Annotated in this window: 11 protein-coding genes; 1 reads left to right on the top strand and 10 read right to left on the bottom strand. The window is 39.4% G+C overall.

All coding sequences use genetic code 11. The features are described 5' to 3' along the window. Positions 1–3: 3 nt before the first annotated feature. Positions 4–3,282 carry a TonB-dependent receptor gene (locus ASE74_RS15850; protein WP_055911962.1) on the bottom strand — a complete coding sequence of 1,093 codons (3,279 nt, stop codon included), beginning with the start codon at positions 3,280–3,282 and terminating at the stop codon, positions 4–6. 174 nt (positions 3,283–3,456) lie between these two features. Here ASE74_RS15850 and ASE74_RS15855 point away from each other — a divergent pair, with 174 nt between their 5' ends. Beyond that, positions 3,457–4,161: a FadR/GntR family transcriptional regulator gene (locus ASE74_RS15855; RefSeq protein WP_055911098.1), complete on the top strand. Its 705-nt coding sequence runs from the start codon at positions 3,457–3,459 to the stop codon at positions 4,159–4,161. A gap of 32 nt (positions 4,162–4,193) precedes the next feature. On the opposite strand, the gene ASE74_RS25500 is transcribed toward ASE74_RS15855, so the two are convergent. From ASE74_RS25500 to ASE74_RS15905, 9 genes are all read right to left on the bottom strand, one after another. Then, on the bottom strand, positions 4,194–4,511 hold the full coding sequence (locus ASE74_RS25500; RefSeq protein WP_082458805.1) for a DUF1016 N-terminal domain-containing protein: 318 nt from the start codon (positions 4,509–4,511) through the stop codon (positions 4,194–4,196). Positions 4,512–4,802: 291 nt separating this feature from the next. After that, positions 4,803–5,240, bottom strand: a complete 438-nt coding sequence (locus tag ASE74_RS15865) for a GNAT family N-acetyltransferase (protein WP_055911102.1) — start codon at positions 5,238–5,240, stop codon at positions 4,803–4,805. A 290-nt stretch (positions 5,241–5,530) separates the two neighbouring features. Next, a complete protein-coding gene (locus ASE74_RS15870) occupies positions 5,531–5,734 on the bottom strand; it encodes a hypothetical protein (RefSeq protein WP_055911104.1) in 204 nt (67 codons plus the stop codon). A gap of 397 nt (positions 5,735–6,131) precedes the next feature. After that, complete coding sequence (locus tag ASE74_RS15875; protein WP_055911106.1) at positions 6,132–6,449, bottom strand: helix-turn-helix domain-containing protein; 318 nt, start codon at positions 6,447–6,449, stop codon at positions 6,132–6,134. A 233-nt stretch (positions 6,450–6,682) separates the two neighbouring features. Beyond that, on the bottom strand, positions 6,683–7,600 hold the full coding sequence (locus ASE74_RS15880) for a helix-turn-helix domain-containing protein (RefSeq protein WP_055911108.1): 918 nt from the start codon (positions 7,598–7,600) through the stop codon (positions 6,683–6,685). Between the two features lie 182 nt (positions 7,601–7,782). Then, positions 7,783–8,829 carry an AraC family transcriptional regulator gene (locus tag ASE74_RS15885; protein WP_055911110.1) on the bottom strand — a complete coding sequence of 349 codons (1,047 nt, stop codon included), beginning with the start codon at positions 8,827–8,829 and terminating at the stop codon, positions 7,783–7,785. Between the two features lie 1,143 nt (positions 8,830–9,972). Beyond that, positions 9,973–11,049 (bottom strand): hypothetical protein, encoded by a 1,077-nt coding sequence (locus ASE74_RS15895; protein ID WP_055911114.1) that lies wholly within the window; start codon positions 11,047–11,049, stop codon positions 9,973–9,975. A gap of 229 nt (positions 11,050–11,278) precedes the next feature. After that, positions 11,279–12,523, bottom strand: coding sequence for an AGE family epimerase/isomerase (locus ASE74_RS15900; RefSeq protein ID WP_235526118.1), 1,245 nt, complete (start codon positions 12,521–12,523; stop codon positions 11,279–11,281). Further along, the gene (locus tag ASE74_RS15905) at positions 12,507–13,685 is read right to left on the bottom strand and encodes a glycosidase (RefSeq protein ID WP_055911116.1); all 1,179 of its coding nucleotides are present in this window, start codon (positions 13,683–13,685) and stop codon (positions 12,507–12,509) included. The genes ASE74_RS15900 and ASE74_RS15905 overlap by 17 nt, the downstream gene beginning before the upstream one ends. Positions 13,686–13,689 lie beyond the last annotated feature (4 nt).

A 13,689-nucleotide genomic window follows, 5' to 3' on the forward strand; every position in this document is an offset into this window, starting at 1 on the left:
TTGTTAAAAACCTACCTGGATTCCCATAATGAATGTACGTGGAGTTGGGTAGGTTCCAGAATAAATCCCCGTAATGGTAGTTCCTGAAACTGGCGGCTCGGGTGATGGACCAGAGAATTTTGTGATATATAATAAATTGCTTCCTGTTACGTAAATCCGTGCATTATTCAAAAATTTCGATTGCTGCAACAGTTCTTTGGGGAGATTGTAAGAAAGTGTGATCTCTCTTAAACACAGGTAGTCACCCTTTTCATAGAGACGTGAATTGTTTCCATTTAATACCACATTGCCATTATTGGCGCGGGTGTAATTTTGCTTAGAGCCTGCAACCTGATCGGCATAGTAAACTTTAGGAATATCGGTATCGGTATTGGTTGGCGACCATGCCTGCGCCTGTAGATCGATATAATTAAAAGTACCCTGATAGTTACCTAATGTACGGGCAACTAAATCATTGTAAATGGTATGCCCCAAGGCAAAATCCCATCTGTTGTAAAAACCAAAGCCTTTGTAACTTGCATTAAGATTAAAGCCACCTGTCCATTTCGGATAAATATTGCCCAAATAAACCTGATCCCTTGTATCTATGATGTTATCTTCGTTTACATCCTCCCAGTTTACATCTCCAGGGGTAATTCTTCCATTTGCCCCTGCTGGTAAATTCGGTCCCGTGATACCTGCAATGGCGTCTGTTCTATTGCCTGCCACTGCCGCAACTTCGGCAGCATCTTTAAAAATAGATACCTGTTTATAACCATACATGTTGCCCAAAGGCTGCCCTTCCTGCAAACCTCCAACCCAGATCACCTTACCATATGCGGGATCATAAATCTGCAAGCCTCCTTGTCTGTTATTCTCATTTCCGTTGAAAGGTAATTTCAGAATTTTGTTTTTTACAAATGAAGCATTGGCCCCAACATTGAATTTGAAACCACCGTTATCAATAATCTTTGCATCAACACCTATTTCGACACCCTTATTTTGAAATGTGCCCAAATTGGTTCTAAAACTTGAAAAACCTGTATAACTTGGCAGATCAAGATTGGTCAAGAGATCGCTTGTTTTACGGTCGTAATAATCAAAAATAACAGTGATGCGGTCTTTTAATAACCCCATGTCCAAGCCTAAATCTGTGGTTTTGCTTTTTTCCCATCTTAAATCCTTGTTTATGATCCCTGTATTTAAGAAACCAGCACTACCGTTATAATTTCCCTGTAAGCTGTAAACACCCTGAGTTTCATACCGGCCTAAACCAGCGATATTTCCATTCTGGCCATAACTAACCCTTGGTTTTAAACTGGAAATAATTTGGCTGACTTTTGAGTTTTTGAAAAATTCTTCGCGGTGAACATTCCATCCGGCTGAAACACCAGGAAAAATTCCATTTCTATTTTCGCTGGCTAAACTAGATGCGCCATCCAATCTAAAAACGGCTGTAAAAAGATATTTCTGATCGAAATCATAAGCAAACCGACTGAAAGCCGACAAAATTTTATATTCCGTACGGGTTGTAAAATTAGAACCAGCAGCGAATGTGGTCGAAGCATTTGCTGTAGGAATATCATCTGTTGGTGCATTCTGACCCAATATCTGAGACGCATAGGATTTAACGTCGAAATACTCGGCACCCCCCATCAAATTTAAATTGTGCTTACCAAAACTTTTGGTGTAGTTTAAAATTCCATTAAATTGAGTTTGGAAATCCCTACCAAATGCGCTTGAAGAGCTTCTGGTGGTACTGCTACCAGAATTGGCAAAAATCTGCGCATAAGTTTGCGTTGATTTTTGAAAAGACTGATCCAATGTTTCATATAGATAAGCGTTTCCTGTAGCCTTAAAATAAAGTCCGGGGATAATGTCCCATTTTACAGCAGCATTGGCTACAATCCTGTTTATTTCATTTGATCTATCGAGTCGGCCCAACCAGTATAAAGGGTTGCCGTCACTGGTACTGTTACCTGGATTGGCCACTGTTTTTGCCTCATCAATCCACGGATTAAAAGTTGGCCAGATGGCTAAACTTCTGTAAAGGGTATTTACCTCGCCACCGATTGTTCCCAATTGAGAAGAAGTGGATAATGTTACACCCGAGCTAATTTCTACATTCGGCTTAATTTTGTACGATCCGTTGATATCTCCGGTATATCTTTTATACTTTGAACCTACAATTACGCCATTTTCATTGTAAGCATCAAAGGCAGCAAAATATTTCCCCTTGTCGTTTCCTCCACTGGCACTTACATAATGATCTTTGGTATAAGTATTCTGGAAAACAAGGTCTTCAATTTCCCCGCCATGATCTTTATACATGATCTGACCACCGTAAGGATCGTTAACCAATTGCCAGCCACTAGGCAAAACAGTTGTACCTGGAATGTAGGTTTTAATATCGAAACTGGCCAGATCTGCAGCATTGGTAGAAAGCCCTAAACCCCGTGCCCCATTTACCTGTGCTAAAGTTCTTCCTGCATTTAAATAGCCCAAACGGGTATAATAAATATAGTCGCCTGCTCCCATATACTGGTACCCTTTACGTTCCTGATTGTATCCACCGGTAAATTTGTAAGAAATCTGCGCACTGCCCGCTTTACCGGTTTTGGTCGTTACCAATATCACTCCGTTGTTTGCTCTTGCGCCATAAATAGCAGTTGCCGAGGCATCTTTTAAGGTTTCAATCGATTCTATATTTTCAGAAGAGATATCGCTTAATGACCTGATCACCCCATCAACTATCACCAGGGGTGCACCAGGACTATTTATTGAAGCTCCACCGCGGAGCAGTATAGATGGTGCCGCCCCTGGCTGGCCTGATGCGGTAACTACCTGTAAACCGGGTACTGTACCCTGTAATGCAGATGCCGCATTAGATCTGGGTGTATTTGCCAATACTTCTTTATCAAGCTTGGAGATGGAGCTAGTTACACTTCGCCTGTTTTGTGTGCCATACCCCACCACAACCACCTCATCCAATCCTTTACTGTCTTCTAAGAGTTTAACGTTAACAGTTGTCTGATCTTGAATCGTTATTTCCTGAGACAGATAACCGATTAAGCTAAAGAGTAGAACTTCGCCTTTATTAATCTTTATGCTGTAAGTTCCAGACGGATTGGTTGACGTTCCGTTTTTTGTGCCCTTAACTAAAACGGTGGTGCTTGGAATTCCTTGTCCGGTTGCATCGGTAACCTTGCCGGTAATGGTTTGTTGCGCAAATGTAGAAGTGTTTGCCATTATCAGCACAAAGAGCAAACAATACTTAGTGACTTTGAAGTAAATTTCTTTCATAATTTGGTTATAAATTTGTATTATGTTATACATAATAATACTAAGTAAAGATTTTATTTATTTATTTGCAAATATTTAACAGATAATTTAAACGAGAAAATTAAGTGCTTAGTTATTATATTTGTTTTAAGAGCATATAAAGGTATAATTGCCTATAATAGATAATACATAATAATGGAACCCATCAGTAATTTTAAACAATTGGATACTAGCTCATTGGTAGATCGCGTCGAAGATAAGCTTGTTCAACTTTTGCAGGAGCGCAAGTTAAAAGTTGGCGACAGCATTCCTACTGAACTGGAACTTTGCACTGCCTTAGGGGTTAGCAGAACCGTAGTGCGGGAGGCGATGCTGAGATTACGCATGATGGGTCTGATTGAATCAAAAAAGAAGAAAGGTGCAGTAATTACCAGTCCTGATTTATTTGGTATTCTTTCTAAAAGTATGAATCCACATATTTTAGACCAGGGAACACTAAAGGAAATTTTTGAAATCAGATTAGTGCTAGAAATTGGGATGGCTGATTTTTTGTTTCAGCGCATTACAAGTGAAGATCTTGAAGAACTCCGCAACATCGTAAACAATGAACCGGAGGCCTCACAAGATCACCTATTTAATATCGAACATGAAATCGCCTTCCATGGAAAACTTTACGACATCACGGGAAACGAGACTTTGAGAAAATTTCAGAGCATGTTGTTACCCATATTTGATTTTGTGCACAACAGTGGTCTGCTGAAAAAACAGGGACAGCTTCACAAATTTGTATCGCACAAGGGTTTGGTTGATATTCTAGAAAACGGATCTCCAGAACTTTTCCGTAATGCGATGAGAAATCATTTGGAAAATCATTTTAATAGACTTATCTCTGATATCTGAAAAAAATAATATGGAGGAACATTATTAAACAGCTAAATACAACTGGGATATGTACTCTGGTGTAAGTGAGATTTCCCAATCACTGATTGGGAAATTCGCTCTTGATAATTAAGATAAAAGCTCCGCATATATTCAACGTAGGACACAGAATAGCCTTTACCAAATTCTCGTTTTAAAGCTGTACTCAACCTTAAAATTGTTTCCTTTGCATAGCCTGCACGCTGCCTGCCGTCTTGCTCATCTTCAACAATCATTTTACCGATCTGAAAGTAAACAGTGATCATCGCACTGTTTACACTTCTGACAATATGGCGTTGAGTATCGGTGATTAAGCGTCCTGATATTTTCAAAAAGTGGAAAGACTTTGTCGATACTCATAAGATAGAAACTTAAACGACTAAATTAATAATATTAAATATCATCTGAGTGTATGATGAAGAAAATGAATAGCCCAAAGACAATCACTCCCCTGCCTCCGTGAACGTCTTTATGCAGAAAGCGGAGCAATACCGTTCGCCAATATTTCCTTATCTCATCATTGCATTCTTCACTTTCGGAAACTACCGAATACCATTGCAGATTTTTATGAGGATATTTCCTATATCCCGTATATAGATGATCATGTTATTCTAATTGTTTTTTTAATGCCTCTTTACTCTCCATTGCTCAGCAGTCATTTCAAACTTTAATTCCTTACCGTAGATACCCGCTCTAAACCATCCAGATTTTTCATAGAAAATTTCAGCTCTTGTTCCCGGCGCTGTACCAAGCCACACTTGATCCCGTTTTGAAAAATACCAGTCGAGCATCATGTTATGCAGCTTTCTTCCGATACCTTTTTTCTCATGATCGGGATGCACGAACAGTGCCCAAATGTTATTTTCAACCAAATCAGCAATGGCGAATCCAACAATGGCATCCTCAATTTCACATACCCAACCTCTACCTCTTACAAACATAAACTCTTCACAATCCTGATCAGTGACCAGATTCGGGTCAGATAGCGGATTTTCTTTGACCGAGTTTCTTACAACTTGGATCTCTTTAATATCTTCTAATTTTGCCTCTCTGAAAATCATGGCTTTAATTTAAAAACAAAAATAAAGCTTTCTTAGAAAATATGGAAAATCAGTAGATCAAAGACAATCACTCCCCTGACTCCGTAAACGTCTCTGCGCAGAAAGTGGTGCAATACCATTATCTCATATTTCCTCATTCCATCATTGCCTTCTTCCCTTCAGAACACTACCGAATATCATTATTATGGTTTTTTATAGGGATATTTCATATATCCCAAACTTCCATACAATATGAGTCATGAATGAAATTTTTAAATAATGAATACTTTAGATAATCAACAACTATATTGTCATAACGGTAGAATGAAAAGTAAGGTTTTATACTTTCTACGGCTGATATAATAATGCATCTCCCTACTGCGCATATGTTTATCGACCGCGGTTACCTCATCCCTAATTCCTTCTGCGTCCATCACGATGTCACCTTCCCTTATTGCGTCAAAAACTTTGTGGTCTCTTAAATCCTGGTGTAGTGTAATCACCTTTGTAGGCATATATTAAATATTTGTTGAATCAAAATCAATGGAAATTATCCACCCAATCTCGGATACCATTACTGTCAATGCCAGCTGCGCCAACTTCCAATCGCTATTCCGAATGTGGTCATTTTTTCTTCAGAAACTTTTACAGATAAAATCTGTCTTATCTTGCAATACTGAAGTTATTGCCCTTGGTATTTTCTAAATAACCGCAAAGCTAAAAAGGTTACTTTAACAATTAAACCCGGGTATTAAATTTTAATGGTTGCTACTACAAATCCCTTAAGACTTGTAAAATGCCAGACCACCTCCGTCATGATGCACCTCATCATGCTTACGATAAAAAATGACCGGCAACTATTTAACCTATCAAAACACGAAAACGTCATGCAAAAAGAATAAACCAAATGAATCACATTTTTTTTTCCGGAAAATAATCTGTGTTTATCAGATGTGAACCAAGTTCTTTAGTGTCAAGCGTCAGGAGTTTAACAGTGTCCAAGCCAAAGATTTCAGCAATTTGAGAGAGGTGTTTCATCGATAGCTTAGTAACACCTAACTCAATTTTACTGTAAGCATTCTGGCTTATTTTAAGATGATCAGACATTTGACTTTGGGTGAACCCTTTATACTTTCGAACTGATTTGATCTTTTTTATAAGTTGTTCTTTTTGGTCTTTATCTACTGGATTCACTGGAAAAAATGTTCTCATTGGTAACTGTGTATTCATATAATTAATATTTCGTTTATCCGAACGAACAACAATGGAGGTCTGAAATCACCAATTTTTCAGAGAACATCCAGATTGCCGTTAACTTTAATGGCTACATTTCCAACAAATATTTATCTTATCTCGCCTATAAGTGGCCGCAAAGATGCACTGAGATGGCGCAAAACACGTATCAAATCGTTGGGATGCACTAAATTTTCAAAATATGTACCTTAAATACCAGTTCAGGAAGCTTAAAGTTTTGTTGCATTTGACCGATCCCGAAATTGAGAAGGGGTAGATCCTTTCAAATTTTTAAAAACCCGGTTAAATGTAGCTTTCGAACCAAAACCACACATGAAAATAATCTCATCAATGGTTTTATCTTTACTATTGGTAAGTAAAGAACATGCATGATCAATCCGCAACCTGTTAATGAAATTGATAAAACTTTCATTATGGATCCTGCTGAAAAGTTGGCTTGTATAGTGGGCGGAAATCCCCAGTAAGTTTGCTACTTTATCAATTGAGATTGAACTATCAAGGTGGATTTGATTTTCGGAAATCATTTTTTGCAAACGCAGATTGTATTGAGCCAATAACGCTGTTGGAATACCCGATTTTTCATATGCCGGTTCAGGCTTATGTGTTATAATTTCATGAGTTGAACCGCTTTTAAGTATGGAAACTGCTTTGGTTCGTCTGTAAAGATATTTGGCAACAGATAGTTGCGCACAAAGCAAGAACCCATAAATGATGTAAAGACCGATGGTAGGGGGCATGGATTTATGGGGGAACACCCTTGAGAACATGACCGCCACACCAAAAGAAGCCATAAACAGTATAAGAATTGATGCGACATTAATCAGTTTGGTTTTGTCGCCAAGCTGAGCTACCAGATTTTTTGAGCCTGTTGCATAAACCGTCCAGGCTCCATACCCAAGAAGTGAGAGCGCCTGTCCTATCCCAAGGACGGTATAATACTTCCACTTGAAGAACTCTCTTAGATCAGGCCTCGACAGCAGGACAGCAAATGCGATCCAAAAAAACGGTATGGGTAAAAAATGCAAAGGGATACGGCTGCGCAGAGGGCTGTCCAGTTCCCTTACCGAAGTAAGAGTCCCGTAATACAAAAGCGGGCCGTTAGCCAAGAGCAAATGGGGCACCTGCATCCACAAAGCGGATTTCAGAATAAAAATTTATGGCTACCGCCGTGTAGCAGACATGACAGATAGTATAGATCTGGTAAACCTTCAGCACCTTAAGAAAACTTTGCTTCCCAGCAATTCTGGAGATCAGTATTATTGCGGTAGCTGCAAGGGAAAATATAAACAATAAAAGGATGTTCATGATTTCATTGGAGAGCTAACAGCACATTTTGTCTTAAAATACCTTTATATTCCTTTGGTGTTACTCCTACTATCTCCTTAAAGTATCTGTTGAAAGCGCTCTTTGACTTAAATCCACATTCCTGGCTGAGTACTTCAATTTTAAAATCGACATCTGACTCAAGTATTGCTTTTGCATGCTGAATACGCCGCTCAGCCAATACTTGATAAAAATTATTATCATAAAAAACCTTCAACGCATTGGTCAGCTGAAATCGTGGAATTCCTGTTTTATTGGCAAGTACTGAAACTGAAAACTCCGGATCGCAAAAAATATCGGGATCTGATAGCACAGCTTCAACATTTTGGAAGTGCATATTTTGTCGGACCAAGTCTTCACCCACAATTTTAACAGGTGACACGATATCATACAAGTTCAAATGTAAACCTTCATCCCTGATGTACATCCGGATAAAATTACCGGTCATAACCCAAACAACGAACAGCAATAGATTGATGAGCATGTTAACATCGAATCCGTTCAATATTCCTGGAAATATAAACTGACGGGTTAAAATAAAGATACTCAGTATGGAAATAAAAATGCTGAAATAAGAAAAGTTCAACAAAAACATTTCATCTCTGGCAATCTTTTCCTTTTTTATCAGCGTGATCAGTGGCAAAATACTATGTGCAGCTGTCGAAATAATCATCATTAAAAAATAGGATACATAGTAGTAATCAAGATATTCTCTTTTTAAATGTTGCATTCCCCATGAAATCTTTAGATATGTGTAGACTATACTCATCAACACAAATAAAACGATGTTCAATATAAAACAGGCAGTAAGTATTGGCTTGCGTTGTAAGCTGAGGTAAGCAGCATATGCCAATGGGCCATATAGAATTGCTATTGGTAACCCTGACCTGAAAAAAATCAGCAGCAGATGAACCAGTGCTACCAGGAAAATGGATATAATAACATAAATAAACTTATTGTTGGAAGCTTCCAACCACTTGATTATTTTATAATTCCTTCCAGACCAAGGATAAGGGGTTTTATCAACGGACACAGTAAATCAAAAAAAATATTAGGGACGACAAGTATATGCTATTATTCAACTAAAATAAGTACAATTTATTTACACTCACAATATTTAATAAAAACACGTACAAATACTGGTGACATCGGATCAGCACATTGCCTAAGCTGTACGTGATGAATTTTTTCCAGCTGACAGCGTTCACTCACCGAAAATTCAAGAATTTAAATCTCAAAACTTTCAACCCCGTTATAAAAGGCTCTCAAGACAATTCGCTCTGTGGAATCTATATTTCAAGTAAATATTCTGCTTCCTTAAGCCGTATCATTACACGCTTTCCATCCTTTTCACACGTGATCATGATATACCGGCCTACCAAATGTGTGTATCTTAAGTGTAAAAACCGGATAGATCGTATACCCCCGTCAGGGTATTGAGCATTGTATGCTACAAATAACCTTAAAATTACAGTCACAATTGGTGGAGCTACTACATCCATGAATTGAAAGAACCCGCTTTCTACTCTACAGAACATCGCGAATTCAACTTTCTTTAGTAAGAATGAAGATATTTTGAACATTTATAATATAGACATCAATGTGCATCAAATGATTTCTGCCCGAGGCATATTTCCGGCTAAACAGACTTGATTTTTTGAATACCACGACTTAGCTTTTGTCAAATGATTATACTCTGGGATGATAGCCTTATGTGAACAAAGCAGTTTGAAGTTATAGTCCAATATTCTCCAGAATAAAATTGCGTTTACACCATGAACATCAATAAGATATGAATTAGTGTCAGTAATTCTTCCTACCCTTAAAACAAAGACGGTAGCGAGAAGCTCCATTTGCTCTATTCTGCCACTTGCGATTGGTTATGAGTGGCCAACCAAAAACCATAAAGGCCATACAATACGTGACTGACTTAAAGGCTTAGCTTAAGCCCACAATAAGTTGATCCCTACCAACGACGGCATCAATTCAGATGTGATTTCTAAATCTTATCGGTCTATTCGTTTATACGACGCCAGTGGAAACCAGTGAAGTTTACTGTACTTGTCAAACATTGTATTCCTCAGATGCCCAAGCCTTCTTCTCATTGCAGAAGTCTAAGGGAAGTTTTCCAACAAAAAAGATCCTTAATCGATGCTATAATGAGTTAAAAATCAGACTAAAGAAATTGCCTTGCACTCTTTTTTGTAATGCCGAAATAGACTTTCTCGGCAAAATGGTACCGCTCCCTTAACTCAAAATTTTCAAATGAGGGTCCGCCGGGTATATCGATATAATCCTCCTTGTTAATACTTCCTCCACTCCAATATTTTGCCCTCCCGTTTACACGCAACATGAGCGAAGAATCATAGTCCGATGCCGCTTTACGCCAATACTGGCTTAGTTTGATATTTGGCCGGTAACGCCAACCGGCTCTGTCAAGGTAATTCTTTTCCTGTGGCCAAGCGTTAAGGCTGTTAACATCTTCGTCAGATTCAGCAACCACCAGAACATCGCCATTGCTAGCCTTCCACAACTTCGAAAGTGGATAACTTTCCTTTTCAGTGAAACCAATTCCCTCATACCCTTTGTAAAGCTCAGTTGACTTTATCACCTTGTCAATTAAATGCAGATTACGCAGGCGTGAATAGTTTCCCATAGTGGCGGTTACGACGCAACGCTCCATTGGCGCACTGCTACTATGATTGAAAACTTCTATACCAAGTTCTTCGGGATTATCGCTCCGTATGAAAAGCCTGAAATACGGATGCGCACCATTGTTAAATCGTTCCATAAATATATATACAGACAATTCTTCAACCTCAGGATGCCGGCTATCGGGGTGCAGGATAGCACCTCGCGTTTTCGCTCCCCCAAAGTAAGCTGTATCGGTTTTGCTTTCACCGGCCCACATCAACTTGCCCCATTGATTATCAATCAGTGAGGGTGAAATCTCGCTGTATTCAATTGTACCTCCCACTACCGGCTCTATTGCCAAAAAGTTGATTAGATAGACCGTACCTTTATTTTCATAGCCCACCCTGATCAACCCACGGGGCCCACCCGTATTATCTCTGTCGTTTTCTACCCCTGCAGGCCATATACTGAATACAATGCCATTACGGATGCCCCACATGGCTTCACTTTTTGCACTTTTCGGCCTTATCCAGTTTTTACCTGAACGCTGTGCTTTCAAATCCTGATAACACCCCATCATTAAAAAAACGAAAACAAAAATGTAATTGTTGGTTCTCATAGGTTACCGTTTTTGATTCTCTGATAAGGTAGACATATTTTTTTAATGGAAAAAGACAGGGCGTATTAGCTCCAAGGCTATACACATATCACTTAATTATCCTGAGAAGATCTCAGGAATAAAGTTCTTACACAGTTTTTTCTGTAGATTGTAGCACAGGTTCCCCCCAACAACTTCCCCAGACCACTTCACCACTATTCTCAGCTTATCATACCTAAAGAATGTTGCTTTATCGGGAAGAAGCTTTTGGCGGAACTGACTGACCGATCCTCCTGATGATTTCTATACAGGCCCTGCTGTTATGATAGGGGCACTTCCAGACACCAACTTTATCCTCGCCCGGCATTACTTCATTCTGTTCACCAATTCCCCAGAACCACTCTCCTTTTGGATAATTGATAATTTTACGCTTCACGAACTCCCAGTTTTTCAGACTGATCTCAAGGAAGCGCTCATCAGTTGATACCTGCCATGCATTAAAAAAACCTACCATGGCCTCAGCCTGTACCCACCAGTGTTTTTCCCTAACAATATGATTTTTGGAAGGTTCGTATTCGTACCATAGACTTCCATCTGCATCAAGGCCGTTCCTGGCAGCTTCAGCCAATTTAACTGAAGTTGATTTTACAAGATCAATTATGCCTTCATCATGAACTGCTTCTGCGGCTTCCAGCAATAACCAGGCTGCTTCTATATCGTGTCCATAAGAAACAATATCTGATTTGGCTTCCCAGTTCTCATCAAAAAACAAAATCAGGCTCCAGGTTTCCTTATTGATTATCCGCGTTGTAAAGTATTGAACAAGTTCAATAATTTTACTTTTTAAGTGTTCATCCGGCCAGATCCGGTAAAGCGCTGTAAAAGCCTCCAGAATATGGAGATGAGTATTCATCGTCTTCTTTTCGTTCGCGTCCTTCTCGCTCAGCCTCAGATCCTCCAGAGGATTCCATTCCCGGTCAAAGGCCTCGAAATATCCACCTTTATCAGTATCATAACTATGTTTGATCAGGTCATTGTATAACTCGATGGCTTTATGTTTCGCAGATAAATTATTGCTTGCACTATGATACTCGCTAAATGCATAAATGTTAAATGCGAGAGCATAAACCTGCTTTTTTGTGTCAATTGGTGTTCCTTCAGCATTGAGCAACCAATAAACACCCCCGAATTCTTTATCGATAAAATTGTCATTTATATATCGAAAGGCCCTATCTGCCATCTCCATATATCCAGGATCTGCCTTTAGATTATAAGCAGCAGAAAATGACCACAGAATCCTCGCATTTAAAACACTCCCTTTTGGAGCGGAACCGTCGATATTGTTGTCATTATCGATCTTACCGGCAAAGCCTCCGTTTACTTCATCGATAGTAAAGTTCTTCCAATAGCTCAGAATATTAGTCAGTTCCAGACTTAGTTCTTCTTTATACTTTATTAAATCCGATCTCACCTTATCGCTAAATTTCAGAAGCAACTTTATTTTTTTGAATGTTGCCCAAAATCCTATTGACAGTGGCAGCTGAGCGCAATTCATCTGCTGGTGTATTCATTACGTAATCCAGCAGTATATCAAGTGTAGTTGTTGCGACGTGCATCCTTGTATCGGATGAGGCGTAATAAATAAACATCTTACCGTCTTTGTCCAAAATCCACCCATTGCTAAAAACCACGTTTGAAACATCTCCGGTACGTTCTTCTCCTTCTGGAGCCAAAAGGTATCCGGCAGGTTTGTATATCACTTTGGTTAGATCATTCAGATCGGTCATAAACATGTATAACACATAGCGTAAACCTGCAGCGGTATTTCTCACCCCATGGGCCAGAAAAAGCCATCCATGAGCGGTTTTGATCGGCTCCGGGCCCATTCCGTTTTTCGCCTCGTAAACCGTATGGTAGTTTTTATTATCAACGATTGACTCCTTTTCAATCACTGCATTTTCTATGGACCCACTCAACCCGAACCCAATTCCACCACCGGTTCCACTTTCAATAAAACCATCCTGTGGACGGGTATAGAAAGCATATTTACCATCAACGAACTCTGGATGGAGAACTACATTCCGTTGCTGTGGCGATGGGGTTTTTAAATCAGCCAGGCGTTCCCAGGTTTTTAAGTCTTTTGTGCGTACAATTCCACACTGGGCAACCGCCATTGATTGATCGTGTGCAGGCGCACTTGGATCTTTACGTTCGGTACAGAACAGACCGTACATCCAGCCGTCCTGGTGGGCTACAATACGCATATCATAAACATTGGTATCAGGCTCGCTTGTCTCGGGAAGCACTATAGGTTCCTCCCAAAAATTAAAGTTATCTATCCCGTTGTCGCTTTCCGCCACGGCAAAAAACGACTTACGGTCCGTTCCCTCCACCCTGACAATTAAAATATATTTACCTTCAAACTTTATCGCGCCAGCGTTGAAGGCTGCGTTGATACCGATCCGCTCTAACAGATATGGATTTGTTTGAGGATTGAAATCATACTTCCAGTTTAACGGCGCATGTGCAGCGGTTAAAACCGGGTTTTCATATCTGTCGAAAACCCCATTTCCCAATCCTGCTTTTTTATTTTCTAAGGCAACCAAATTACGGTGAGCTTCTTCTAATTGCTGTCTTCTTTTTTCAAAATCTATCATAAAA

The organism is Pedobacter sp. Leaf216 (assembly GCF_001421515.1).
GTDB lineage: Bacteria > Bacteroidota > Bacteroidia > Sphingobacteriales > Sphingobacteriaceae > Pedobacter.

What these genes read in the sequence shown, in the direction of transcription:
- ASE74_RS15850 (WP_055911962.1), bottom strand. Translation starts at nt 3,282, where the DNA reads ATGAAAGAAATTTACTTCAAAGTCACTAAGTATTGTTTGCTCTTTGTG.
- ASE74_RS15855 (WP_055911098.1), top strand. Translation starts at nt 3,457, where the DNA reads ATGGAACCCATCAGTAATTTTAAACAATTGGATACTAGCTCATTGGTA.
- ASE74_RS15865 (WP_055911102.1), bottom strand. Translation starts at nt 5,240, where the DNA reads ATGATTTTCAGAGAGGCAAAATTAGAAGATATTAAAGAGATCCAAGTT.
- ASE74_RS15870 (WP_055911104.1), bottom strand. Translation starts at nt 5,734, where the DNA reads ATGCCTACAAAGGTGATTACACTACACCAGGATTTAAGAGACCACAAA.
- ASE74_RS15875 (WP_055911106.1), bottom strand. Translation starts at nt 6,449, where the DNA reads ATGAATACACAGTTACCAATGAGAACATTTTTTCCAGTGAATCCAGTA.
- ASE74_RS15880 (WP_055911108.1), bottom strand. Translation starts at nt 7,600, where the DNA reads ATGCAGGTGCCCCATTTGCTCTTGGCTAACGGCCCGCTTTTGTATTAC.
- ASE74_RS15895 (WP_055911114.1), bottom strand. Translation starts at nt 11,049, where the DNA reads ATGAGAACCAACAATTACATTTTTGTTTTCGTTTTTTTAATGATGGGG.
- ASE74_RS15905 (WP_055911116.1), bottom strand. Translation starts at nt 13,685, where the DNA reads ATGATAGATTTTGAAAAAAGAAGACAGCAATTAGAAGAAGCTCACCGT.